The 24,006-nt window shown below is 36.4% G+C and carries 27 protein-coding genes and 3 pseudogenes; 18 read left to right on the forward strand and 12 right to left on the reverse strand.

The window, feature by feature from the left end; all coding sequences use genetic code 11:
- Positions 1 to 12: 12 nt before the first annotated feature.
- Positions 13 to 1,029, reverse strand: a complete 1,017-nt coding sequence (gene fbp, locus CGC52_RS07055) for a class 1 fructose-bisphosphatase (RefSeq protein WP_042005879.1) — start codon at positions 1,027 to 1,029, stop codon at positions 13 to 15.
- A 131-nt stretch (positions 1,030 to 1,160) separates the two neighbouring features.
- Between fbp and CGC52_RS07060 the strand changes: the two genes are divergently transcribed.
- The gene (locus CGC52_RS07060; protein WP_095893899.1) at positions 1,161 to 2,141 is read left to right on the forward strand and encodes an acyl transferase; all 981 of its coding nucleotides are present in this window, start codon (positions 1,161 to 1,163) and stop codon (positions 2,139 to 2,141) included.
- A 132-nt stretch (positions 2,142 to 2,273) separates the two neighbouring features.
- On the opposite strand, the gene nhaD is transcribed toward CGC52_RS07060, so the two are convergent.
- On the reverse strand, positions 2,274 to 3,599 hold the full coding sequence (nhaD, locus tag CGC52_RS07065; protein WP_095893901.1) for a sodium:proton antiporter NhaD: 1,326 nt from the start codon (positions 3,597 to 3,599) through the stop codon (positions 2,274 to 2,276).
- A 196-nt stretch (positions 3,600 to 3,795) separates the two neighbouring features.
- Here nhaD and CGC52_RS07070 point away from each other — a divergent pair, with 196 nt between their 5' ends.
- The 5 genes and pseudogenes from CGC52_RS07070 to CGC52_RS07090 all read left to right on the forward strand — a co-directional run bounded on the left by CGC52_RS07070 (position 3,796) and on the right by CGC52_RS07090 (position 8,124).
- Entirely contained in the window at positions 3,796 to 5,472 is a 1,677-nt protein-coding gene (locus CGC52_RS07070) for a formate--tetrahydrofolate ligase (protein WP_095893902.1), read from the forward strand.
- Positions 5,473 to 5,682: 210 nt separating this feature from the next.
- A pseudogene (locus CGC52_RS11420) lies at positions 5,683 to 5,829 on the forward strand (TetR/AcrR family transcriptional regulator); the annotation flags it as partial.
- An 82-nt stretch (positions 5,830 to 5,911) separates the two neighbouring features.
- The gene (locus CGC52_RS07080) at positions 5,912 to 6,448 is read left to right on the forward strand and encodes a DinB family protein (RefSeq protein WP_095893903.1); all 537 of its coding nucleotides are present in this window, start codon (positions 5,912 to 5,914) and stop codon (positions 6,446 to 6,448) included.
- A gap of 104 nt (positions 6,449 to 6,552) precedes the next feature.
- Complete coding sequence (locus tag CGC52_RS07085; protein WP_052458201.1) at positions 6,553 to 7,197, forward strand: hypothetical protein; 645 nt, start codon at positions 6,553 to 6,555, stop codon at positions 7,195 to 7,197.
- A gap of 192 nt (positions 7,198 to 7,389) precedes the next feature.
- Positions 7,390 to 8,124 carry a hypothetical protein gene (locus CGC52_RS07090; protein ID WP_095893904.1) on the forward strand — a complete coding sequence of 245 codons (735 nt, stop codon included), beginning with the start codon at positions 7,390 to 7,392 and terminating at the stop codon, positions 8,122 to 8,124.
- 331 nt (positions 8,125 to 8,455) lie between these two features.
- Here CGC52_RS07090 and CGC52_RS07095 read toward each other — a convergent pair whose 3' ends face one another.
- The 4 genes from CGC52_RS07095 to CGC52_RS11360 all read right to left on the reverse strand — a co-directional run bounded on the left by CGC52_RS07095 (position 8,456) and on the right by CGC52_RS11360 (position 13,260).
- Positions 8,456 to 8,884, reverse strand: a complete 429-nt coding sequence (locus CGC52_RS07095) for a DinB family protein (protein ID WP_232745168.1) — start codon at positions 8,882 to 8,884, stop codon at positions 8,456 to 8,458.
- A 396-nt stretch (positions 8,885 to 9,280) separates the two neighbouring features.
- Positions 9,281 to 10,075 carry a cation transporter gene (locus CGC52_RS07100; protein ID WP_095893906.1) on the reverse strand — a complete coding sequence of 265 codons (795 nt, stop codon included), beginning with the start codon at positions 10,073 to 10,075 and terminating at the stop codon, positions 9,281 to 9,283.
- A 5-nt stretch (positions 10,076 to 10,080) separates the two neighbouring features.
- On the reverse strand, positions 10,081 to 12,255 hold the full coding sequence (locus tag CGC52_RS07105; RefSeq protein ID WP_095893907.1) for a TonB-dependent receptor: 2,175 nt from the start codon (positions 12,253 to 12,255) through the stop codon (positions 10,081 to 10,083).
- A gap of 417 nt (positions 12,256 to 12,672) precedes the next feature.
- Positions 12,673 to 13,260 carry a hypothetical protein gene (locus CGC52_RS11360; RefSeq protein ID WP_231550020.1) on the reverse strand — a complete coding sequence of 196 codons (588 nt, stop codon included), beginning with the start codon at positions 13,258 to 13,260 and terminating at the stop codon, positions 12,673 to 12,675.
- A 207-nt stretch (positions 13,261 to 13,467) separates the two neighbouring features.
- On the opposite strand from CGC52_RS11360, the gene CGC52_RS07125 reads away from it, so the two are divergent.
- The 11 genes and pseudogenes from CGC52_RS07125 to CGC52_RS07170 all read left to right on the forward strand — a co-directional run bounded on the left by CGC52_RS07125 (position 13,468) and on the right by CGC52_RS07170 (position 19,558).
- Complete coding sequence (locus CGC52_RS07125; RefSeq protein WP_095893909.1) at positions 13,468 to 13,695, forward strand: hypothetical protein; 228 nt, start codon at positions 13,468 to 13,470, stop codon at positions 13,693 to 13,695.
- A pseudogene (locus CGC52_RS11425) lies at positions 13,692 to 13,976 on the forward strand (DUF6597 domain-containing transcriptional factor); the annotation flags it as partial. The gene CGC52_RS07125 and the pseudogene CGC52_RS11425, both read left to right, overlap by 4 nt.
- A gap of 174 nt (positions 13,977 to 14,150) precedes the next feature.
- A pseudogene (locus CGC52_RS11430) lies at positions 14,151 to 14,267 on the forward strand (glyoxalase); the annotation flags it as partial.
- Positions 14,268 to 14,462: 195 nt separating this feature from the next.
- Positions 14,463 to 14,987 (forward strand): TetR/AcrR family transcriptional regulator, encoded by a 525-nt coding sequence (locus CGC52_RS07135; RefSeq protein ID WP_095893912.1) that lies wholly within the window; start codon positions 14,463 to 14,465, stop codon positions 14,985 to 14,987.
- A gap of 59 nt (positions 14,988 to 15,046) precedes the next feature.
- A complete protein-coding gene (locus CGC52_RS07140; RefSeq protein ID WP_095893913.1) occupies positions 15,047 to 15,886 on the forward strand; it encodes a type II CAAX prenyl endopeptidase Rce1 family protein in 840 nt (279 codons plus the stop codon).
- 48 nt (positions 15,887 to 15,934) lie between these two features.
- On the forward strand, positions 15,935 to 16,459 hold the full coding sequence (locus tag CGC52_RS07145) for a dihydrofolate reductase family protein (RefSeq protein WP_095893915.1): 525 nt from the start codon (positions 15,935 to 15,937) through the stop codon (positions 16,457 to 16,459).
- Positions 16,460 to 16,492: 33 nt separating this feature from the next.
- Entirely contained in the window at positions 16,493 to 17,476 is a 984-nt protein-coding gene (locus CGC52_RS07150) for an alpha/beta hydrolase (RefSeq protein WP_095893917.1), read from the forward strand.
- A gap of 159 nt (positions 17,477 to 17,635) precedes the next feature.
- Positions 17,636 to 18,214: a Crp/Fnr family transcriptional regulator gene (locus tag CGC52_RS07155; RefSeq protein WP_018279830.1), complete on the forward strand. Its 579-nt coding sequence runs from the start codon at positions 17,636 to 17,638 to the stop codon at positions 18,212 to 18,214.
- A 73-nt stretch (positions 18,215 to 18,287) separates the two neighbouring features.
- Positions 18,288 to 18,614, forward strand: a complete 327-nt coding sequence (locus CGC52_RS07160; RefSeq protein WP_018279831.1) for a nuclear transport factor 2 family protein — start codon at positions 18,288 to 18,290, stop codon at positions 18,612 to 18,614.
- A gap of 36 nt (positions 18,615 to 18,650) precedes the next feature.
- Positions 18,651 to 18,986 (forward strand): TfoX/Sxy family protein, encoded by a 336-nt coding sequence (locus CGC52_RS07165; protein WP_018279832.1) that lies wholly within the window; start codon positions 18,651 to 18,653, stop codon positions 18,984 to 18,986.
- 20 nt (positions 18,987 to 19,006) lie between these two features.
- Positions 19,007 to 19,558 carry a hypothetical protein gene (locus CGC52_RS07170; RefSeq protein WP_095893918.1) on the forward strand — a complete coding sequence of 184 codons (552 nt, stop codon included), beginning with the start codon at positions 19,007 to 19,009 and terminating at the stop codon, positions 19,556 to 19,558.
- Positions 19,559 to 19,815: 257 nt separating this feature from the next.
- Here the strand turns inward: CGC52_RS07170 and CGC52_RS07175 are convergent, their stop codons facing one another.
- Positions 19,816 to 20,016 carry a hypothetical protein gene (locus tag CGC52_RS07175; protein WP_095893919.1) on the reverse strand — a complete coding sequence of 67 codons (201 nt, stop codon included), beginning with the start codon at positions 20,014 to 20,016 and terminating at the stop codon, positions 19,816 to 19,818.
- Positions 20,017 to 20,252: 236 nt separating this feature from the next.
- Here CGC52_RS07175 and CGC52_RS07180 point away from each other — a divergent pair, with 236 nt between their 5' ends.
- Positions 20,253 to 20,693, forward strand: coding sequence for a DUF4377 domain-containing protein (locus CGC52_RS07180; protein ID WP_232751800.1), 441 nt, complete (start codon positions 20,253 to 20,255; stop codon positions 20,691 to 20,693).
- An 80-nt stretch (positions 20,694 to 20,773) separates the two neighbouring features.
- Here the strand turns inward: CGC52_RS07180 and CGC52_RS07185 are convergent, their stop codons facing one another.
- The 5 genes from CGC52_RS07185 to CGC52_RS07205 all read right to left on the reverse strand — a co-directional run bounded on the left by CGC52_RS07185 (position 20,774) and on the right by CGC52_RS07205 (position 23,990).
- Positions 20,774 to 21,523 (reverse strand): hypothetical protein, encoded by a 750-nt coding sequence (locus tag CGC52_RS07185; RefSeq protein ID WP_232751801.1) that lies wholly within the window; start codon positions 21,521 to 21,523, stop codon positions 20,774 to 20,776.
- A complete protein-coding gene (locus tag CGC52_RS07190) occupies positions 21,516 to 21,866 on the reverse strand; it encodes a DNA cytosine methyltransferase (protein WP_232751802.1) in 351 nt (116 codons plus the stop codon). Before CGC52_RS07190 ends, CGC52_RS07185 begins: the two co-directional genes overlap by 8 nt.
- Positions 21,867 to 22,167: 301 nt before the next feature.
- Positions 22,168 to 22,755 carry a hypothetical protein gene (locus tag CGC52_RS07195; protein WP_095893921.1) on the reverse strand — a complete coding sequence of 196 codons (588 nt, stop codon included), beginning with the start codon at positions 22,753 to 22,755 and terminating at the stop codon, positions 22,168 to 22,170.
- A gap of 17 nt (positions 22,756 to 22,772) precedes the next feature.
- The gene (locus CGC52_RS07200) at positions 22,773 to 23,162 is read right to left on the reverse strand and encodes a D-Ala-D-Ala carboxypeptidase family metallohydrolase (RefSeq protein ID WP_095893922.1); all 390 of its coding nucleotides are present in this window, start codon (positions 23,160 to 23,162) and stop codon (positions 22,773 to 22,775) included.
- Between the two features lie 9 nt (positions 23,163 to 23,171).
- Positions 23,172 to 23,990, reverse strand: coding sequence for a hypothetical protein (locus CGC52_RS07205; protein ID WP_095893924.1), 819 nt, complete (start codon positions 23,988 to 23,990; stop codon positions 23,172 to 23,174).
- Positions 23,991 to 24,006: the final 16 nt, after the last annotated feature.

A 24,006-nucleotide genomic window follows, 5' to 3' on the forward strand; every position in this document is an offset into this window, starting at 1 on the left:
CTCAAAATTAAATCATTCTCTCGGATATTTCGCCATAAATTCTTCGGCTTTTTCAACCATATTCACTGAACCACAAAAAAATGGCACTCGCTGATGTAAGTGGTCTGCTTGAATGTCCATAATGCGTCGATACCCATCGGAAGCTTTGCCTCCTGCTTGTTCGGTAAGGAAAGCGATAGGGTTACATTCGTAAAGTAATCGCAATTTTCCGTGAGGAGTACGTGTTCCCGACGGATAGATATAGATTCCACCTTTAAGCATGTTTCTGTGAAAGTCAGAAACTAACGAACCTATGTAACGAGAGGTATAAGGTCGGTCACCTTCCAATTCTTGACAATATTTTATATAGTCTTTAACTCCCTGAGGAAAATGTACATAGTTCCCTTCATTGATGGAATAAATAGATCCATCTTTAGGAAATTGCATATTTGGATGCGAAAGATAGTACGTTCCGATGGAAGGATCGAGTGTAAAACCATTAACTCCTCTACCAGTTGTGTACACCATCATTGTAGAAAGTCCATAAATGATATAACCTGCGGCTACTTGTCTATTTCCAGGTTGCAAAAAATCTTCCAACTGCACAGGTGTACCTTCAGGAGTCACACGACGATAAATAGAAAATATCGTTCCTACAGTTACGTTCACATCAGAGTTACTGGAGCCATCAAGAGGGTCAATCAGCACCACATATTTACTCAAATGGCTGTTTTGAGAGGGTTCTACTGAAATAAAAAATTCGTTTTCTTCCGAAGCAATTCCACAAACTACTTCACGCTGTGTTAAGGCTTTGATAAAAATTTCGTTGGCAAATACATCTAGTTTTTTTTGTACTTCGCCTTGTATATTTTCCTCACCCATGTCGCCCAAAATATCCTCCACCAAACCTGCTTTGTTCACCTCACGATTCACAACTTTTGAAGCCAAGCGAATGGAACTCAAAAGTCGAGTCAACTCTCCTGTGGAATATTGAAAATCTTTTTGATTTTGGATGATGAATTCACCCATTGTTTGATACGTTTTAGCCATGTCTTTAAAGTTTTGAGTTTTATGGTATCAAAGTTAGCAAAAAAACATAAAGAATACAAAAATGTTTATCCATTATTTTCTACATTTTTTTTCGTAACTTCGCGTTTTGTAAAACAATCGTGCATCACAAAATGTCCTTAGAAGATCGTATTTTTTCTATCAATAACGAGATAGATTTCGAAAATATAAGCTTGGAAGTCTTTGAATATCAGTTTAATCACAACTTAGTATATCAAGATTTTTGCACCTATTTAAAAAAAACACCTAAAAATGTACGCTCTCTATTTGAAATTCCTTTCTTGCCGATAGAGTTTTTTAAATCACATCGTGTTTTTTGCGGACAAGATTCTGAACAACAGATTTTTACAAGTAGCGGCACCACAGGGATGCTAACATCAAAACACTATGTAAAAAAAATGAGCGTTTACGAAAAAAGTTTCCGAAAGGGGTTTGAGTTGTTTTATGGTAATCCATCCGAGTATGTGATTTTGGCTTTGCTTCCTTCGTACTTAGAACGAACTGGTTCTTCTCTCATTTACATGGTAGAAGATTTAATTCAGCAATCAAACAATCCTAACAGTGGTTTCTATTTGAATGAGTTACAATCTTTAGCTAACCTGCTAAAAGCATTGGATGAGGCAGGAAAAAAAATATTACTCATCGGAGTATCCTTTGCGCTACTGGATATGGTCGAAAAACATTCCTTTTCATTAAAAAATACCATCATTATGGAAACGGGAGGCATGAAAGGGCGTCGTAAAGAGTTGATAAGGGAGGAATTACATCATATTTTATGTAATGGATTTGGTGTTCAAGCTATTCATTCAGAATATGGTATGACGGAATTACTTTCACAAGGTTATTCCTGCGGGAATGGCATTTTTAAAACCGTACCTTGGATGAAGATTTTAATTCGAGATACTAACGATGCTCTTTCTTTTCAACCTAATAAAAAAACGGGTGGGATTAATGTAATTGATTTAGCAAATTTACAATCGTGTAGTTTTATTGCTACACAGGATTTAGGCAGACGCCTTTCTGACACAGATTTTGAAGTGTTGGGAAGGTTCGATAATTCAGATATTAGGGGGTGTAATTTATTAGTTTTGTGATAAAAATCCGAAAAGTTTTGTTTTAGACAGATTCGGCACTGAAATACTTGGTATTCTTCGAAAGTGACACACTAATCGTGATGAACAAACAAAACTTTTCGGATGGTGTATATTTACTTCTTTAGTCGGATTTTATTCGAACACATGAAAACTCTCTAACATGATGAGGGATAAAAACCCAGCAATAAAACCTAAGAAAGCCAACCACAGAATGTTTTTCAAGTACCAAAAAAAGTCTATTTTTTCCATTCCCATAGCAGCCACCCCTGCCGCCGATCCGATTATGAGTAAACTTCCTCCAGTTCCAGCTGCAAAAGCAATAAAATGCCACAAAGCACTATCCACAGGCTCTTGGAACATCCCAATACTTGCTGCTACTAACGGTACGTTGTCAATTACTGATGATCCCATTCCAAGAAGAGCCACTACAATATTCTGATTTGGAACCGCTTCGTTTAATACATTTGCAAAGTTGAATAAAATACCCACGGATTCCAAAGCGGCAACTCCCAATAAAATACCTAAGAAAAATAAAATACTTGATATTTCAATACGCGACAAAGCTCTGTGTGTCGAAAATGAAACAGCTGCATCTTCATTTAATTCTTTAATAGGTTTCAACAGCTCGGAGAAAAACCACATGGTTGCTAAAGCAAAAAGCATCCCGATGTAAGGAGGTAGACCCGTAACGGATTTGAATACAGGTACAAAAATAATGGACGCAAAACCAATAATCAACACTGGAGTACTACTTTTAAAAGCCTGTGTCTTGTCAGACCGCGGAATGTCCAATCGCCCTTGGAAAACGGGTAAGAATGATGCGATAGCAAAAGGGACAACAAAGCATATAATAGAGGGAAGTAACACATATTCTGTGAGTTTAGCTGCAGTCACTTTATTTGCCATCCAAAGCATCGTCGTAGTTACATCTCCTATAGGTGACCATGCTCCTCCTGCATTAGCAGCAATCACAATGAGTGAAATGTACCAAATGCGTTCAGTTTTGAATGGTACTAATTTACGCATAATTGTAACCAAAACGATGACTGTTGTCAAATTATCAATCAATGCGGAAAGGAAAAAAGCGATAATCCCGACAATCCAAAGTAAGCGTTTTTTTCTACGTGTTTTGATGATTTTTTTTATAATTTCAAAGCCTCGGTGCATATCAATTACCTCAACGATAGTCATTGCTCCGATAAGAAAAAAGAGAATTTCAGCTATTTTTCCCAAATGATGTAACAAAATGTTGTCAATAGCTAAGTCGTTGTTTGTAGGGTTAATAGCGTGAAGGGCTTGATCTTCGATTTCATAGACAGTGAGTCCTCCCATTTTTAAAATAGCCCAACAAATCGATGCCATCCCTAGAGCTGAGATGGTTTTGTCAATCTTCACCTGATGCTCAATAGTGATAAAAAAATAGCCGATAAAAAACACAGCAATCAACAAAATTTCCATAGAATGTATTGATTTTATTATAGATGTAAAATTGGCGACAAAGATAAAAAAATACTCATGAATCCCATATAAAAACTAAAATCTTTTCCTTAAGAAAATCATCTGCTATTTGTATTCTTGATTATCAAAAATAATTTCGTACCTTTGGAACTCATTAATTTCATATTATTTTTAACCAAATAAATAGCTATATATTATGAGTTTTCCAACGGATTTAGAAATTGCACAAAATGCAAAAATGCTTCCTATTAAAGAAGTTGCCAAAAAATTAAATGTTAGTGAAGATGACTTGGAACTGTACGGAAAGTACAAGGCTAAGTTGCCTCTACATCTAATTGATAATGAAAAACTTAAGAAGAATAAATTAGTGTTAGTAACGGCTATCACTCCAACCCCTGCAGGTGAAGGGAAAACTACTACTAGCATCGGTCTTACTGAAGGGTTGAACAAAATCGGTAAAAAAGCCATTGCAGTGCTTCGTGAACCTTCTTTAGGGCCTGTTTTTGGAATTAAAGGAGGTGCCGCAGGAGGAGGGTATTCACAAGTAGTGCCAATGGAGGATATCAATCTGCATTTCACAGGCGACTTTTCAGCAATTGAAAAAGCAAATAATTTGCTTTCAGCAGTGATTGATAATAATATACAAAGTAAAACACATTCCATTGGTATTGATCCACGTACAGTTGTTTGGAAGCGTGTGATGGATATGAACGACCGTGCATTACGTCAGGTTGTCATCGGCTTGGGAGGTAGTGCCAACGGAGTGCCTCGTGAAGATGGGTTTAACATCACTCCTGCCTCTGAAATAATGGCAATCCTTTGTTTGTCAGAAAGTTTTTCGGATTTAAAGAAGCGTATTGGAAACATCTACATCGGTAAAAAATTCGATGGCACACCTGTTTTTGCTCGTGATTTGAAAGTAGTAGGAGCTATGGCATTACTGTTGAAAGATGCGATAAAACCTAATTTAGTGCAAACTTTAGAAAATAATCCTGCCATTTTGCATGGAGGACCTTTCGCAAGTATTGCTCAAGGAACCAATACAGTATTAGCTACCAAAATGGGAATGTCCTTAGCTGAATATACTATAACGGAAGCTGGTTTTGGAGCTGATTTAGGAGCAGAGAAATTCATGAATATCAAATGTGTGTCTGCTGGACTTGCTCCTGATGCAGCTGTTATTGTTGCAACTGTTAGGGCGTTACGCCATCATGGAGGAGCAATGAAAGAAGAATATACCACAGCAAGTCTTGAAAAAGTAAAAAAAGGTATCGGAAACTTAGAAAAGCACATTGAAAACGTGCAAAAATTTGGATTGAAAGCTGTTGTAGCAATTAATTTCTTCCCTAATGACAGTGATGAAGAAATTCAATTCATCAAACAAGTGTGTGAACAAAAAGGAGTGAAAGCAATTGTTTGTAAAGGATTTGCTGAAGGAGGTAATGGGGCAAAAGAACTGGCACAAGCGGTAGTGGAGATTGTAGAAAGTGGTGAAAGTAAATTTAAACCGCTTTACGACCATGCGATTTCCATTGAAGATAAAATTGTTAAAATTGCAACCGAAATTTATGGAGCTAAAAGCGTGAATTTTACTTCAAAGGCACGTACGCAACTCAATAATATTAACAAATTAGGCTTCGACAAAATGCCTGTTTGTATGGTAAAAACTCCGAAATCATTGAGTGATAATGATAAGAAATTAGCACGTCCAACGGATTTCGAGGTTACGGTTCGGGAGTTTGAATTTGCTTCAGGGGCAGGATTTGTGATTCCTATTTTGGGCGATACAATGCGTATGCCAGGGCTACCAAGCGTTCCTGCGGCAGAAGGTATGGACATAGACGACAATGGAATCATTACAGGACTTTCATAGTTTTTTAGTTCAGTAGGACTTTCTAGTACTACTGGATGACTGATAAAAAAGAGGAGAGAAGCTGTCCGAAAAAGACGGCTTCTTTTTTTGTGATTAAAGGAAGAAAATTTCGCTCTTTTTTCATTTAAAATATTGTTCATTCAAAAAAACATATTACCCTTGCAATAAAATATAACAATAGTTATATAATGTGTGTTATAAAATAATATTATGCCTAAAACAACGACAATAACAAAAGAAATTATTATTGAAAATGCCTTTGAAATGGTTCGAAAAGAAGGGTTTGCTGTGCTTTCTGCCCGAAACATTGCCAAGCAAATTGGTTGTTCAACACCATCGTATTTTTGCCAACGAAACAGTAAAAATTCCTTTTTCAAAAGGCTACGGTCTTGATATGTAGCCCACAACAAAATAGTAACAACCTAAAAATCAGAATAAAATGAACAACAAAAAAATCGCAGAGATTTTGGCTTCGCAGTATAAAGCAAGCCTTGGAATGCTACGTAAAACTTTGGAAAAAGTTCCTGAAGACCAATGGAATACGGATGAGTACAACAATCCGAATTGGCAAATTGCCTATCATTGCATTGCCGCAATACAATATTATTTAGGGGCAAATGACGCCAGTTTTGTACCCTTTGAAAAAGCCATCAGAGGGGCAGAGAGTCTTGGAGGTTCGCAAGAATGGGAAAATCCTGATGCAGGTGTGGTGGTAGAGGGATTTCATACCAAAGAAGAATTGTTTTCGTTTATTGATGAGCTGAATGAAAACTTGCTACAACGGATTGAAGCTCTGCCTTTTGAAGCGGATTCGGGATATGAATGGTATCCAGTTTCGCGTTTTGAATTGCATCTGAACTGCATCCGGCATACCCAACACCATACAGCAGAAATCATTGAGCGATTGAAAATAAAAGATATTAGCGGTTTCCGTTGGTGGGTAAACGAACACGAACCGGAAGAATGGGAGGGATAATTCTCAATGCTAAATGGTTAATATAAGGAGGTATAATTCTTCCTTGTTTTTCGTAATTTGTGAAAAATAAATAAAATCTCCTATTTTTGCCAAAAAAATAAAAAATGACACGAAAAAGAACCAAAAAAGAAAACTCAAAAATCAGTGTGATAGAGCGTTGGGACAAGCCTTTTGAGTATTTTGGATTTTTGAATTTGGTGCTGATGGCATTTTATTACGGAAGTTTGTGGTTTTCCGCCACGCCTTTGGACGCTGATAAAGTGTTTAAATTCAGTCTTTTAATGGCATTTGAGTTTATAATGGTACATTCAGGTGTGTTTATGGTGGCGTTTTCTGCACGCATCAGTTTGTTTATATTTTTCCCTGTATATGGCTTGTTTGCCTATTCTTTTCAGAGTATTATGGGGTTTTCGGATTGGACGATTACTACGCTTTATTGCGTTACCGTGTTTAACCGAATGCGTTTTGCATTTTTTAACACCAGTGAAGCTGTACAACAAAGAGTAATGGCTCAATCTGTCGTCGCAGTAATGCTGTATTTTTTTCTTGCGATGTTTGTCGCTTTTGGGCAAAATATTGTCCCAGAATTTGCCTTAGATGAAGGATTTCGCAAATCCCAAAGTTACTTAGATGCCAAAAAACACGGTGGACTTTTTTTAGATTTTCCTCATACAGCGATTGCATTGGGAACTCTGTATTTCAGCTTTTTAGCTCTTTTTGATTTGAGTTTAATCCGAAAGATGAAGTGAGGCATTTGATAAGATTTTGCATTTTTCAAGAAAGTTTAAAGGTCAGTCGTCAAAAAGGAGGTATTACTATTGATGAAGTAAAATAACGTTTGGTAGATACGCTTCACAGCTTAACACCACCAAAGGTATATTGTCCAAGTCCAAAACAATAATAAAATTTATTATTAAGTTTGTCTTTCCTAAAAAAACACGATGAAAAAACAAAATCAAACGTTGCTTATCATACTGGAAGAAAGTGCTTTTTTTAGCCCAGAATATTATCAAATAATGACACATCAAAATGTCAAATATTTGAAAATCAATTGTTATTCAGTGATTGAAGGAAGAGAAAATTTATATTCCATAAAGGAGTTTTTTCTAAATAGAAATGGAGTTGTGGAGTGGATTTTTCATTATCAATATTTTGAACCTTACGAATACAAAAAAGTAACATTTGATGCGTATGGCAAAAAAATACAGGCTCTTTATTATGATTCAGACGGAAATTTAGAACTAAAACAAATTTTTACTTATGATGAAAACAACAATAATTCTGAAATTTTAACTTTGCAAAATGAAGAATTTTATGCCAAAGTCACACGAAAGTTCAACGAAAAAGGACAAGAAATTTTTTGCTATCACGAACACCAAAACGACCGCCTGAGCGGATATTCGGAGTCCTTTTACGATGAAAGTGGCAGGCTCATCTCGATAAAATATTTTTATTCGGATAAAACTCATCACGGTTCGGTGTTTTATGAATATGACAAGTACGGCTTTTGTTGTCTATACCGATGGAAATCGGCAGTCAATCAAGACGATGCTACCATACAAAAAAACATCTTTGACTCCAATGGAAAAATTCTGAAGTCAGAAGTCTATAAGGCATATAATGAGGAAGTTCCGTTCGAAGTTTTTCAGTATGAGATGGATTTCTTTGATGTTTGAGAAATGAAATTATTTTATGATATTTCATCATTTGTATTTTATAGATTTTGTATGTCTTATCTAATGACCCTTTCAAGGGGGAGATGTAAAAATTCCCTTTTGATTTGCTGAATTATATCAGTAAAATTTGAAGATTATTGGATAAGTCGTTTTATGTTTTTAGACGGGGATTTTTTTAACGAACTTTCTGTTTTTTATGTGATTATCGTATTTGTTTCAATTGGATGGTTGCTACAACAAAAAAGGAGAATACGAAGTCTCCCCGAAGGTAAACTTTCAATTTTTCCCTTAAACAGCCATTTCGCCAATACGATGTTAGTGGGCAGTTTCTTTATTCTTCAATCTTTCTTTTATAAAAAATATAATCTGTGTTAATCGGTTCTATTCCATAATTTTTAATGTCGACCGCAATTTGAGCACGGTGATAAGTCGAATGGTTTATGATATGGAATAAAACATCTTCAATTTTATTTGTAAATTTTTGTCCTTTTGAATTTTGATATTCAATTATATTTTCAAGATTATTTTCACGAATTATTTTCAAGGTTTTTGTATAATTTTCATCATTTATCTTCGAGATTTTATTCCATTCGTTAATTTGCCAAACTCCAAATTCAATTTCATTGTCAATTCTGATGTTCCATATTTGTTGAGCTTTAATCAGATGATTTATAAGTCTCAAAGATTTTTCAGGAACTTCTTGGAAATTTTCCGTCAGAAACTCAATCCATTTTTTTATTAAAATGATAGTTGTACTCAAATAATTCGTTTAACTTTTCCTTCATTTGGACGGTGTTTTGGTGAAATTACACATAACGGTTCGCGGCTTGGCGTAGTGGGGGCTTTTCAGCACAAAACTTCATACGAAGCCGAAAGTTCAAATTTACGAAAAACTGTCATACGAAGAACGTCCGCCCCCATTACGCCAAACCGCTGTTAGCTGCTGGCGTTCTGTCCACCGTCTTAGTAAACCATTTGTCTGTATGTCGTCCAAGTGTCGCTGTCGGGTTGTGCGTTCGGGTATTTTTTCTTTTCAGAAGGGCAGGAAATTTTTTATTCAATTTTTTTAGGGAACAAGCACACTCTTTTTACAGCTTTGGTTTGCGTGTCGGCTTGTAGCGGCTGCAAAATGTGTGTGCTTGTGTGCGTTGGCTTTTTACTTCGCTAATTGTAATATTCTGTATGCTCCTCTTGCAACAATTATAAAAACGATTGCTCCAATAATCAAGTCGGGATAACCTGAACTAAGCCAATTAACCAAAAGTCCTGCAACGATAACACCCGAATTAATAATTACGTCATTGGAAGTGAAAATCATACTTGCTTGCATATGAGCCTCTTTGCTTTTACCTTTTTGTAATAAGTAAAGACAAATCACATTAGCGATAAGAGCCAAAACAGAAACGATAATCATTGTTTGAAAATCAGGCATTTTCTCAACTCCTATAAATCGTCTGACTACTTCTACAAAACCAATTACAGCAAGAAGTATTTGAAAATATCCTGCAAATTTTGCGATATTGTTTTTTCTCGTTATTGTTCCACCCACCGCAAATAATGCCAATCCGTAAACAATACTGTCTGCGAGCATATCCAAACTGTCTGCCACTAATCCCATTGAGTTGGAAAAAATTCCTAACAGCATTTCCAATCCGAAAAACAGAAAATTGATGATAAGAACCGTCCACAACAATTTCCGTTGTTTATTGCTTGTGTCCGTTTCAATTTCTACTCTGCTTTCTTCTGTTGAAACCAAAGAAGTATCAAGGTTCAGTGTATTTAATGCTAAGTGTATTGGCTCTGGTTTTCCGTTATGATGAACTGCTAATTTTCGGTTCGGAATGTCAAAGTCCAATGATTTTATTTCATCAAATTTTTGCAGTTTCATCCGTATTAATTGCTCCTCGCTTGGGCAATCCATTTTTGTAATGTTAAATATTGTCTTTTGCATAATTGCTACAATTTTAGTTTGATACCACCATTGATTAAAAATCCGTCAAGCGGTGCGTAAATGTCCCTGAAAACAGGATTAGTTACTGTGCCTGTATAAATAGTGTCAAATCGGGTTTGCCTTGCGTCAAGGAAATTTTCAAAGTTGATGTAAACCGAAAATTTCTCCCATAGCTTTTCAACCATAAAACCACAAAGCACATATTGTTTTCCTGTTGCACCGTCACTCAATTTTTGAGGACTGAAATAATACGCTTCCAAACCTACTTTCCATTTGTCCTCTACTTCATACATTAAAACTGAATTTATCCTGTGCTTTGGCGTAAGCGGTGTATTTGTCAAAATTCCGTTTTGATGCAAGCGGGTATCGGTAAATGTATAACCCAAAAACAATTTAAAATCATCATACCCGATTTTGATATTGGTTTCCGTTCCTCTTGTATCAATGTGTCCTGTCGAATTGATAAATTGGTATAATCCGCCTGTTTGAGATTCAAGCAACAAAGGGTTATTCAAATAGGTATAGAAAAAAAGTTGGTTGATACTGAACGTTACTTTTTCGCCAAATACGGTGCGATAATTAAAATCAAAATTTCCTCCGTAACTGCGTTCCAATTTGTTGATGTTTTTATCAATGGGCATTACATTTTGGTATTGTATGCGTTCGCTTTCCTCTGTAAATATGGTTGGCGTTTTATAGCCAAAGCCACCGCCAAGCCGTGAAGAAAATTTGTCGGTTATTTTGAATAATGCTGAAACTCTTGGCAGCAAGGCAATACCATAATCAATAACATAGTCGGCTCTGAAACCTGTTTCAAGATTGAGCCACTTGGTTGCTTTCCACGAATTTTGAGCAAATGCACCAAAAGTAATTTGGTCGTAATTTCTCAACGGAAAAGTGTCTGTCTGCTTTTCCTGAAAGTTATCCGACCAAAGATTTACACCTGCAACCCATTCTGTTTTTTCCCGAACATTGGTATAGCTTGCTTCGCTGAATGTGGCTGTTTGTGTGCCGTCAAAGCTATAATTCGGAATATTGATTATCCTGTTAAAATAACTTACGCTGTTTTTAAAATTGAAGAAACTTTTGTCATTAAATTTATGGTCAAAAGACAATTGCGTGGAATAGCGTTGTGTTTTGTTTTCTTCAAAATAGCTGTGGATAGTGTCTCCTTTTCCTTGTATAAAATGTATGTCGCCACCGATACGGTTTTCAATAGCTGTGTTTATTCCAACATTCAGTTTTGTTTTGTCGCTGAAATAAACAAATAACTTGGGATTGAAAACATACCTGTCAAATTTTGGAATTGCTGTAAAATCAATATTGGCAGGGTTGTAAGCCCAATTGCGGTTGTGTGCTGCAAATATTGTTGTTCCAATTTTGTTAAATCGCTGTCCGTAAAAACCGTTAATGTCAAAACCTCTGCCCGAACTTCCGTTTAAATGAAAACGTAATTCTTTTTCATCTGTCGGTGTTTTGGAAATAAGGTTTACCAATCCTGCTATCGCTCCTCCTCCGTAAAGTGTAGATGAAGAACCTTTAATAATTTCTACTTGCTTTAAGTCAAGCGGTGGCGTTTGCAAAAGTCCTAAACCGCTTGCTGCTCCTGCATATAGTGGAAATCCGTCTTTAAGAATTTGAGTATATCGTCCGTCAAGTCCCTGAATACGAATAGAAGCATTGGCAGATGTTGCGGAAGTTTGCTGCGTTTGTATGCCTGTGCTTTCACTTAAAAGCATACGAATATCCCCTGCTTTCATATTGCCTTTTTCTTCTAATTCTTCCCCTCCAATAAATTCAATTCTTGTCGGAATGTCCTTTATGGTTCTGGAACTTCGGGTAGATGAAATCACAATTTCGTCCAATTCGTTTGCATTTGATTTGAGAAAAATCTCTATCAGGTTTGATGTTGTCAACGGAAAATCAAACGTGTCTTTTCTTGTTTCATAACCGATGTAACGAAATTCAATTATCTGCTTTCCGTTTGGGATATTGGTTAAGGTTATCATTCCGTTAATGTCTGCGGTTGCTCCTGTTGCCGTTTCTGATAAAATAGCTGTCGCACCGATTAACGGTTCTTTTGTTTCGCTGTCTTTTATGACCGCTTTAAATGTATTCTGTCCGAATACGGTATTTATGTTGAATGCTACCATTAGTAGCAAAATGATTTTAAACTTCATTGCCTAAATGATTATTAATGTTTGAAAAATAAGAATTGGCGGTGCGTAGCACCGCAATTTGTTATTGTGCCGAAGGCACGGAAACATTAACTAATCTTGGGCGGTTTCCAAATGGAAGAGAAAAAGTCAGACGTTGTATTTTCCTTGTAAATAGAAACTTTTTTGTCTGAATAAGTGAGGATAGAGTGTATTGAAAATTTTGCTATTGGAAAAGTAAAACCCAAACAGGTACTGCAACTCATAAATGGTGAACAACAATCGCTACAATCTTTGTCACTTTGATTGTCTTGTGATTGTTCGGTTGTTTGCTCCTGAAAACAATTGTCCTCCACCAAGTTTGGTGCTGCTGTCAGCAACAAAACATAAAGGGCTAATATGAAGGAGAAATATTTCACGCTGCAAAGTTAGTATAATTCATTATTTTATTGTCCAATCGTCATTATCATTTTCATTAACGGTTATCTTACTGATAACAGCGTTTGCCCCTGAGTCTGTGTAAGTTCCATACCCATTGACAAATACGCCTTTAGCTCCGTCTTTTTGATTTGTCATTGCGTATAAAATGGCTTCGTCTTCCAAGTCGTTTTGTCCTGTAAAACGATATATTTTGTCAATAACGATGTCGTTCAAATCAACTTTTTCGCCTCCTTTTTTGTAAGATATGTTTTCTTCCAACAAGTTAAAGTCTTCTGTATAACCACGTTGTCTTAGTATTTCTATTACTTCTGATAATGTTTTCTCTGTTGATAGCATAGTGTTCTCTATATAGATGTTTATAAATGCAAAGTTAAAAAAGCGTTGGGAAAAAATGGCTCTTTGGATTTTGCCGAAGCGTGGGCTTTTGTGTGTCGGGGCAAAAGCCAATGTGCCATTGTGCGGTGGCAAAAAATTGAATAAAAAAATGTGCGGTAGGGAAAAGAAAAAATACAGAAGGGTCGGCAAGGTGTGTCGGCTTAGTTCTTGTCCGTTTGTAATATGGTCTGTATGTCTTTGTTTATCTGTCAAAATGGTTTACGCTTCTCTTGTTTGTCTGACCGTTACTGTCAGGGTTGCACGGTCTGTCTTTACGCTTGCAGGTAACACGCAAATATACGCAATTTCGTTTATTCTACATATATAATATTCGTATATCGTTTTATTTTTTTATCCATAATTCTTTTATATATCAATAAATCAACAAGATACAACAACTAGAAACATTTGTATTTCCGAATGTTTTTACTGTCTTTGCAAAAAGAAAACAGAGCAAAGATATGGTTTACATTATTCCCCAAAAAGGATAGGTTTGTGGGTTATGCACTTTCTGTTTTTTATGTGATTATCGTATTCGTTTCAAAGGAATTAGTATTTTTGTCCTTACGAAGTAACACCTATGACGCACAACAAGACATAAAACAGCGTTTTTCAAGTTATATGCCCTTTATAACGCCACTACAATGAAATACAGAGAAATTAAACCGAATGGATTTTTGAACAACTTTGTACAGTGCTTTTGGTATTACGAAACTACTGACACAGAAATCCAGCATACCATTTTACCGGACGGTTACTTTGACTTAATTGCAGAGTTTGAAAACGAAACATTGACAACTGTCAAACTCACAGGAATTTGGACAAAACCGAAAGACATACAAATCTCTAAAAACGCTAAATTCTTCGCCATTAGGTTTAAACTTTTAGCCATTGAATATATCTTCCGAAAAGAGATTAAATCAATTTTAGACTCAATCGTAAATTTGCCTTTTTCATTTTGGAGCATTGACAAATATAAAACTGATGAATTTGAAAAATTTGCTTCCGAAATCTCGAATAATTTAGAGACCTCCATAAAACTTTTAAAGCCAATTGACAGTAGAAAATTAAAACTGTTCGACTTCGTTTATGAACAAAAAATCAAAACCGTTCCTATTGAAATTGAGCCACGAAATGAGCCTTGGGGCGACCGCCATTTCGCTATCAAAGACCCCAACGACATCGGTATTGATATAGTAACCTACACAGAACCTGAATGATAATCAAAAAAGATATAAAAACGCTCCAATCGGGGCGTTTTTTGGTTTAGAGATAACATAACTTATAAGATTTCAAGGTTAAAGGAACGAAATTTTCGTTCCTTTTTCTTTTAAAATTTGTCTGTTCAAAAAAACATATTACCTTTGCAATAAAATATAACAATAGTTATATAATGTATGTTATAAAATAATATTATGCCTAAAACAACGACAATAACGAAAGAAATTATCATTGAAACTGCCTTTGAAATGGTTCGAAAAGAAGGGTTTGCTGTGCTTTCTGCCCGAAACATTGCCAAAAAAATCGGTTGTTCAACACAGCCCATTTATTGGACATACAAAAATATGGACGACCTCAAAGCCGAAGTCTACCAAAAAGCTCTTATTCACTTACAAAACACAATGTTGGGCTATTCAAAAACAGGAAACTCTTTCCTTGATTTAGGATTGGGGTATGTGCAAATGGCTCATACAGAACCTGCTTTATTTAAGGCTTTCTATATGGATAATATTATGAATATAAAACTTACAGATATTTTTCCGGAAAGTCAGCAAATAGTAAACATAATGAAAAATTCAGAAGAATACCGACAATTATCCGACGAAGGCGTAAAGAACATTATCGCTAAATCGTGGATGTTGGCTCACGGTATAGCTTCACTGGTCGCAGTTGGAATGTTTGTTTATGATGAGGAGAAAATTTTGGATATTTTAAAATAATATCATTTCTATGTCTAAAACGAAATTTCATTCAAAAAACAATGTAAACCTTTAACAATATGAACACCAAATCAAAAACTTTCAGAAACGTTGCCCTATTCAGCTTGGTGGCTATCGCTTGCGGTTGGGTAGGCGTTGGGGTGGATAAGTTACTCGGTCAGCCCTCGAATTTGGAATCGCTCGGAGCGTTGATTTTTATCGCTACGCCACTTTTGTGTATGCTTTTGCTTCGCCTTTTCGGCGGAGATGGCTGGAAAGACCTTCCGCTAAAACCGAATTTCAAACAAAACGCCCGTTGGTATTTGTTCGCTTTTGCGGTTTATCCGTTGGTAATTGGTATAACGCTATTTGTGGGCAAATCGCTGGGGTGGATAGATATGAGCAAGTTTAGTTTTGCAACCTATTTACCGATATTGGCAACCGCTTTTCTGCCCGAATTTATCAAAAATATCTTTGAAGAATCGGTTTGGCGAGGCTATCTCACCCTAAAAATGGAGCAACTTACCAAAAACGAATGGTTGATTTATTTAGTGGTGGCACTGGTGTGGCAGACTTGGCACGCCCCTTATTATATGGTGTTTTTGGAAGAAGACTATTTGGCTCAATTTTTCCCTTACGGCGGAGTGTGGCTTTTCGTCTACGGCTTTGTGGTGGTGGGCGTTTGGACGATTATGTACACCGAAGTCTTTTTCTTGTCGCGTTCGCTTTGGGTGGTGGTTTTGATGCACACGATGGAAGACGCTCTCAATCCGCTGATTTCCGAAGGTTTTGCCGTTGTCTCGCCTGATAAAACATTATTGATTTCGCCAACTTTCGGTATTATTCCGCTGATGATGTATTTGGCAATAGGCTTGTATTTAAGAAAAATACGAAAAGCGAAATTCTGTCAAACCGATTGATTTTATGGTTACATCAAAAACAGAAATAACCAATATACAATATAATATATGAGTAAAGTAATTCTGTATATCTCAATGAGTTTGGACGGGTATATCGCCAAGCCCAATGACGATTTAAGTTTCTTATCCATCGTGGAAAAAGAAGGAGAAGATTATGGTTTTGAGCGTTTTATATCAACGGTAGATACGCTGATTATCGGACGAAAAACATACGATTGGGTAATGAATGCGGTAGGGGAATTTCCGCATAAGGAAAAAACGGTTTATGTACTGACGAAAACCGAAAGACCTTCCGCAGGGAACATTCATTTTTATACGGGAGATATATCACTGCTCATCGGAAAATTGAAAAAAGAAAGTCGCCAAAACATCTATTGCGATGGCGGGGCTCAAATCGTGAATGAACTTTTGAAGGGCGATTTATTGGACGAACTCATCATTTCCGTCATTCCGATATTGGTGGGCAACGGCACAAAATTGTTTAACGACAACAGACCCGAACAGCCACTAAAACTCATCAGCGTAACCCCTTACGACACAGGACTTGTGCAATTGTATTACAAAAGAATATAATACATAAATAAAAGGTATTAATTTTTCAACAATATGAACACAAACAAAAAAATGCACTCCGGTGCTGACTGTTGGGACAAAATTTTCCCGAAAAGCGATAAAGTAGAACATCAAAAAGTAACGTTCAGAAACCGCTACGGCATAACCCTTGTCGGCGATTTGTATTTTCCGAAAAACAGCGAAGGCAAGAAACTTGCAGCTCTTGCCGTTTGTGGAGGATTCGGAGCGGTAAAGGAACAAGCCTCCGGATTTTACGCCCAAACGATGGCGGAAAAAGGCTTTGTAACCTTGGCTTTTGACCCTTCTTATACGGGCGAAAGCGGTGGCGAACCTCGCAATGTAGCCTCACCCGACATCAATACCGAAGACTTTTCGGCTGCGGTCGATTGCTTGGGGCTTCAACCCTTTGTGGACAGAGAAAAAATAGGGCTTATTGGCATCTGCGGTTGGGGCGGATTTGCCCTGAACGCTACGGCTATAGACACGCGAATAAAGGCGGTGGCGACGATGGTAATGTACGATATGTCTCGCGTCTTTAGCAAAGGATATTTCGACAGTAACACACCCGAAATGCGTCTGGAAATGAAGCGTTCGCTCAATGCCCTTCGTTGGACGGATGCCGAAAGAGGAACACCTGCTCCGGGCTATCCGATGCCAGACGCTCCTTCCGATAAAGTTCCTCAGTTCCTGAACGATTATATCGAGTTTTATAAAACTCCGAGAGGTTTCCACGAGCGTTCGGTTTCCAATCAGGTTTGGACAGCCACTACACTGCTTTCGTTTCTAAATTTTCCATTGCTGTCGTATGCTCACGAAATAGATGTCCCGACCCTTATCGTTGCGGGAGAAAACGCTCATTCCCGCTATATGAGCGAAGATGCCTACCAATCCGTAGGAAGCAAAAACAAGGAGTTGTTTATTGTTCCCAACGCCAAGCACACCGACTTTTACGACAATCAGGCAGGAGTGATTCCGTTTGATAAATTGGAAACGTTTTTTAAGGAGAATTTACAATAATGTTAAAAATATATATAAATAGCACAATCAAAGAACAACATCATAATCTATAGATTAACTTAAAACATACGCAGTAGAAAACGTCCTAATTGGGGTGTTTTGTAAATAATTTTAATTGTATTTTGAAAAACATTGTACTTTTGTGGAAAAATGTTGATAATGTCAAACACTCTTGATTTTTCTAAAATATATGCACATCCATTGATTTTTGGAAATGACCTTAAAAAGATTACACAGGCTCATTATAGGATTGAAATCAAAAAAGGAGAATATATCTTACGAGAAGGGCAAACGGCTCGAGATTATATGATTTTGGAAAGTGGTATTGTTCAAAGTTTTGTATATGATTACAAAGGAAATAAAATTACGACAGATTTCTTTTGCAAAAATGAAATTATAGTGCAAGAACTATCGTTATTCAACCATCTACCAAGTGCTGAAAGTATTGTCGCTTTAACCGATTGTATAGCTTGGAAGATTGATTTTAAGGAGTTTCAGAAATTGTATCATTCTCTTCCGGGCTATGCTGAGTGGGGGCGACTCTTTATGACCCAAAAGTTATTTCAAATAAAAAAACGCTCGCTTGAAATGATTACACTTCCTGCAAAAGAGCGTTATCTACAATTTCTAAAAGATAAACCGCAAGTGATTCAGAATGTACCTTTAAGGCAAATTGCTAGTTACTTAGGAATTACACATACTTCCTTAAGTCGGATTAGAAAGGAAGTTTCACTATAAGTTGAAAATGTTGCCTTATGGCAACATTTTTTTATTTTAAAGACACTACTTTTGCCCCAAAAATCAGAATAAAATGAAAGAACTTTTAGCAACTTATTACAAGGGGTTTGCACAGAAAGCAAACTGGGAACAAACTTTAGACGAAGATTTTGTTTTTATAATGAACGACGGAGAGCCTCTTTTGGGAAAACAGGCTTATATAGAAATGTACAGAAATTTTTGTAAAAGCTACCAAACAATGCGAGTAATCCAAACGATAATAGAAGGAGATAATGCCTTTGTGTTGGCAAATTACGATTGGATTTTGCCCAACGGAACTATACAAAATGGTAATGTTGCCGAGATATGGAAAGCAGAAAACGGACTTTTGAAAGAGCTGAAAATCTATTTTCATAAGTAGAAAACAGGCTTTAATGATAATCGATATAGTATAAAAATGGCTTACAATGAAGCTTTAGCCAATCGGGTGCGTGAATTTTTAGCAAAAATTCCTGAAATTGAGGTTGAAGAGAAGAAAATGTTTGGGGGGTTAGCATTTTTGGTAAACGAAAAGATGTGTATTAATGTTAGTGATGACCGTTTGATGTGTCGTTTCGACCCCCAATATACCGAAGGGCTTACCGAAAGGCAGGGTTATTTACCTTGCATAATGAAAAATAAGGATTTGAAAGGCTACTGCTATGTGGAAGAAATAGGCTACAAATCAGCAAAAGATTTTGCTTTTTGGCTTAATCTCTGCTTGGATTTCAACAAAAAAACCAAGAAAAAGTAATTATTTGAAATCATAAAAAAATGGCACAATCAAAGAACAACATCGTAACCCACGGATTAAGTGGAAAAGTGGGAGATATTTTAGTCTTCTCCCAACGAAACGGGAAAACCATTGTTTCCAAAGCTCCCAAAAAACGCAAAGGAGAAGATTCCGAAAAGCAAAAACAACAACAAGCCAAGTTCCAACAGGCGGTACTCTACGGAAAGGCTGTCCTTGCAGACGACAATCAAAAGGCACTTTACGAAACCACAGGCAAAAAAGCCTATAACGTAGCTGTTGCCGACCTGCTCAATGCGCCTAAAATCGAAAGTATCAATGTCTCAAACTACAAAGGCAATGCAGGAGACACGATTGTTATTCGAGCCACAGATGATTTTAAGGTCGTTTCTGTAAAGGTAATTATCCAAAATGCAGATGGTTCGTTGGTTGAGGAGGGCGAAGCCGTTTTACAAGGTATCGATTGGATTTATATCGCCACCGCACAAAATCCCGACCTCTCAGGAGATAAAATAATCATTCAGGCTTCCGATATTCCTGCTAATGTCACAGAAAAAACAGAAATTTTAAAGTAATTGATTTTTAATTTTAAATGTCACACTGAGCGAAGTCGAAGTGTGATTGATTTCTACAAAAAAATCATCATAAATGAACGAAGAAACAACGAAGAAGTAACGAAGACACTTACACAATTTTAAATTTAAAATTACGAAGATAAAAGTCTTCGACTTCGCTCAGACTGACACGGAGTTTGTCTTGCTGAGCGGAGTCGAAGCTCCAAAAATTATTTGGAATTACTATTTTGAGTTTAGTTCTTAATTGCATATATTTTTTAATGATTAAACACTGATTTTTCAGTATTTTGACCACTTTTCATCGGCATTGGAGATTTGGCGTTAAGAAAATCAACGAATAAAGCGTCAAAATTTTCCATTGTTCGAAGCGACCGTAGGAAGCAAGTTTGGAAAATTTTAGCGACATGAGTCTGATTTTTAGACAAATATCCAAAGCCTTGATTTTTGGTTCTTTTCATCTAAGGAAAAGAACAATGTATGAAAATAAATAATGAACTCAATTTACTATTTTTATCACGACAGAATAACAGAACCTAAAATACACGAAGACACAATGTAATGTGTCTTTTTTTATGATTAAAGGTAGAAAAAAGCTTCGAATTTACTTCCTAAGTAGAAATAAAAAATTCAGATTTTGTGCGAAAATGGAATGCTTTTTGTAGTAATGCTTAGCAAATTTTTAAATTATTAAGATATGAAATTAAAATATATTCTTTTTTTGATAATTGGAGGTGCCATTTCGGCGTGTTCCACTTCAAAAGAACAAATTTATTGGGTAAATTCTGTAAAAGTAGATTGTGATGCAGGAGCAGGAAAAGCCGAATGTTTGCAAGTTTCTAAAAATGAAGACCTTGATAAAGCTCAATGGGAATATTTTTATGCTCCAATAGAAAATTTTGTTTTCGAGGAAGGATTTTTTAAGAAGATACAAGTCAAAGAAACACAATTAGATAGCAAAAATGTCCCTGCCGATGCTTCTTCGGTAAAATACACGATGATAAAAGAAATTGAAAAACAGAAAGATATGTCTTTTGAACTTAACGGAAATTGGATGTTGGAAAAACTTAACGGAAACCAAGTTACGCAATCATTAAAGTATAATCCGCAAAACGAAATGTACCAAAATTCAAAATGAAATGTACATTTTTTCGGAATTTCATCGCCACTGCAAATATATCCAAAAAACACAAAAACACGGCATTTTAGCCGTGTTTTTTATTCCAATTCGCTGATAAATTTTATTAACCGCTCCTTGATTAGCTTGCGGTTGCGTTGCCACTCAAAAGGCGTTGTGCCTCTGTTATATGCAGGGTAAGGCTGTGCGGGCTTATTATACCTAAAACATTTGCACAGCGGAAAAATATACCGATAGGTGTCCACCTGAAAAACAGCTACATCGCCCAGCAAAAACGCTAAATTATTACGCAAATACATTCCTTTACTGTCCATTCGGGTAAAGTTCATTTCGTGGTTAATTTCACCCGTGCGTTTGTTTTTCAAGAAAGTTGTTTTGTGATGCCCGTAATACTTGAAGTTCGCCGCCTTGTAAATCGTTCCGCAACCTAACCGACCATCGGCAAAACTTTGTACGGCTACACAGTTCGGACAATCCTCACGTAACAGTCTCAACGAGCGACTAATAAGTATCGTTTCGGCGTTCTTACCCAGCTCATCACTTATCCACATTCTGTTGAGTTCCAACATCATCGCTTGCGGATTAGGGTGCGTAAAATGCCGAGCCTTCGGATGCATCATATAGCCGTACACTGCCACGCCTAAACAATCATTTTCAGATTCTTTATTTTCTTGGAAAATGCCATAATTGAACAATCCGTGATTTGCTCCTAACTTCTTACTATAATGATTTTTAATGATTAAACTTTTTGCTTTTTCTTTGGAAATTCGTTTGATAACCAAATTTCCCATTCTGCTACTTTGTACAACTATTCTCTTTATTTCATTCATTTTCAAATATTTTTCTCCATTGTCTATAAATCTCATCGACCAAATTCGCCATCATCACGGGCGGAACGCTCATTCCCAGTACGTATTGCACGAATGAATATGCTGAAGTTCCAAAATCATAATCCTGCGGAAACGACTGACAACTAATCAACTCTCTATGATTCATTTTTCTTGGTTCATCAAACAAAACCATTTTTGACCCACTCGAAGCCGCCAATGTAGGCGATGTTTTATCCTCATAAATAAATTGAGCATTGAAGTTGCTGTCTCGGTTTTCGATACGTTTCAGTACATCTGCATAAGTTCGGTCACCCAGCTTTCGGTTGTGTTGAGCCCCCGCCACAGGCAAAGCAACTAAATACCTTTCCCTTGTTTTTAGCGAATTTTGTTTTTGATAATTTCCAGTTGTAGTAGTATTTCATATTTTTTAGTATTTTTGCATCACCACACATCAATAAACATAAAAAACACACCGGTACAGAAGACATATTTGTCCTCCGTAGCCGGTGTGCTTATGTTTAAAAATGTGTGGTAACTTTTTTAAAGCGGAGGACATTTTTTTTCCTCCTATGTTTTTTTTACTTGCAGCGATAAGGCAAATGCTTAACGGGACAAGGGCGATTTAAGGCTCGTTTCCCAACCTTTTAAATGTTTTTTAAAAGCCGTTTAAATTTCGTTATTATGGCTGTAATTTTCCGAAATAACTTCAACCGCCAAGCAAGGAATACCAAAATTCCAAGTACCAAAATCCAAAGGATTAAAGATAGATAACCTCCGAATGTAAACCCTTGCGTTTTCACTTCTTTTTGTTTTTTAAACGACTTGTTTTCAGTAATTTTTTGCGTATTTTCACTCGTGCGGACACTTGTATTATTTACTTGTAATGTGTCTTTTTTCGTGATTTTTTCCGAAGTATTGGCGGAAGTCTTTATCTTAACCTTACCACCTCGCACGATGATTTTCTCACCTGCGGGGCTTCGGATACGCTCAAATTCAAGTACTTTACTTTGTCCTGTGTTGTCTTTTTCTGTTTCAAGTTCAAATTGCGAGATTATCTCATTTTCTCGCAAAAAAAACTGATTTCTACTCTCGGCAACTTGCTCAAAAACGCTGTCTTTTTGGCTTTTTTTGATTTCTTTGTGCTTTTCTTCTTTCCGCTCTATTTGGACGTGCTTGATTTTGCAACCTGTAACGAACAAAAGGAGAAACAACAAATTTAATAGTAACTTCATTATCAATCATTTTTAAATTATTTATTAGAAAAATCCCACCTTGCTTTCGCCCCACGAATATCATAGTGCGTAAAAGTTTTGTAAATTCCGATGCCACCTTGTTTCATTTTGCCTGCCTTGATAAGGCTTTCAATGGTCTCGGCGACTTGCTTAGGAGTCATCCCCTCAATAACAATATCGGCGGCTTTGCCCAACAAATGCTGTGATTTGGGCGATGCTCCTTTTAAAGTAGCGTTGTACTTTTTACTCCGATAACCGCTGTTAATGGTTATCTTTTTGCCTAAATAATCCCGCAAAACTTGTAGCTGTTGAGCCAATTGTTTTACGTTTTCCAATGCCTGCGGAGGCATAGCCGAACCGTCTCGGCATTCAAATTCCTGTTTTGTAAAGTTTTTTGTTAATTGCATATTTTTGATTTATTGATTATTAACACTGGCTGGTAGTGAATTATAGTCGGGCATGGCATGGCAGTTGGTAAACATACGCCCTATGTGAATAACCGCTGGCCTACCGTTTGTACCCGCTATTTGCCACATCTCTAAGCCATGAGGTTTGGGTCTGTTTTTCAAAGAAATACATGAGTGAAAACAATCTATAAATTGCCATGTTTTTATATTTTTGTCAAATAAATCAATTGGCACTGTTGTTAGATTTTTACATTCAGCAAAAGATGATGTAAAATATATCACATTCACGTTTTTGTCAAATAAACCTTGTGGTATTGAAGTTAGGTTAGTACAAAGAAAAAAACAGCCATCAAACCTTGTAACATTAATATTTTTGTCAAATAGTCCTTGTGGAATTGATGTTAAACCCGCACATCCCCAAAAGCAACTAACAAAGGAGCCTACATTTACATTTTTATCAAATAGTCCTTGTGGAATTGATGTTATATTTATGCAACCATAAAAACTTTCATAAAAATTATTTATAGAGCCCGCCACTTGTAAAATCTTAGTAACCAAAGGATTTAATTCATAATTAGAGCTTTTTTTTATTCTAAAATAGTCAATGTCTCCAACAATCTTAATCGTATATACTCCCGCGTTCGCAAACGTATGTGATTTGTTGTTATTTTTTATTCCATTTCCCCAGTCATAGTACTGAACTGTTCCTGTAACAATTCCCCATTCAAAAGTTTCATTAGACGATGTAGTGGTTATCTCAATAACAGTCTCGTTATCTGCGTATCGTTGCTGTTTGCCTCCCCACTGCCAAAATTGCGTTGCATTCATTTTCAATTAACAATTA

It is taken from the genome of Capnocytophaga sp. H2931, assembly GCF_002302535.1.
GTDB classification, from domain to species: Bacteria; Bacteroidota; Bacteroidia; order Flavobacteriales; family Flavobacteriaceae; genus Capnocytophaga; species Capnocytophaga canis.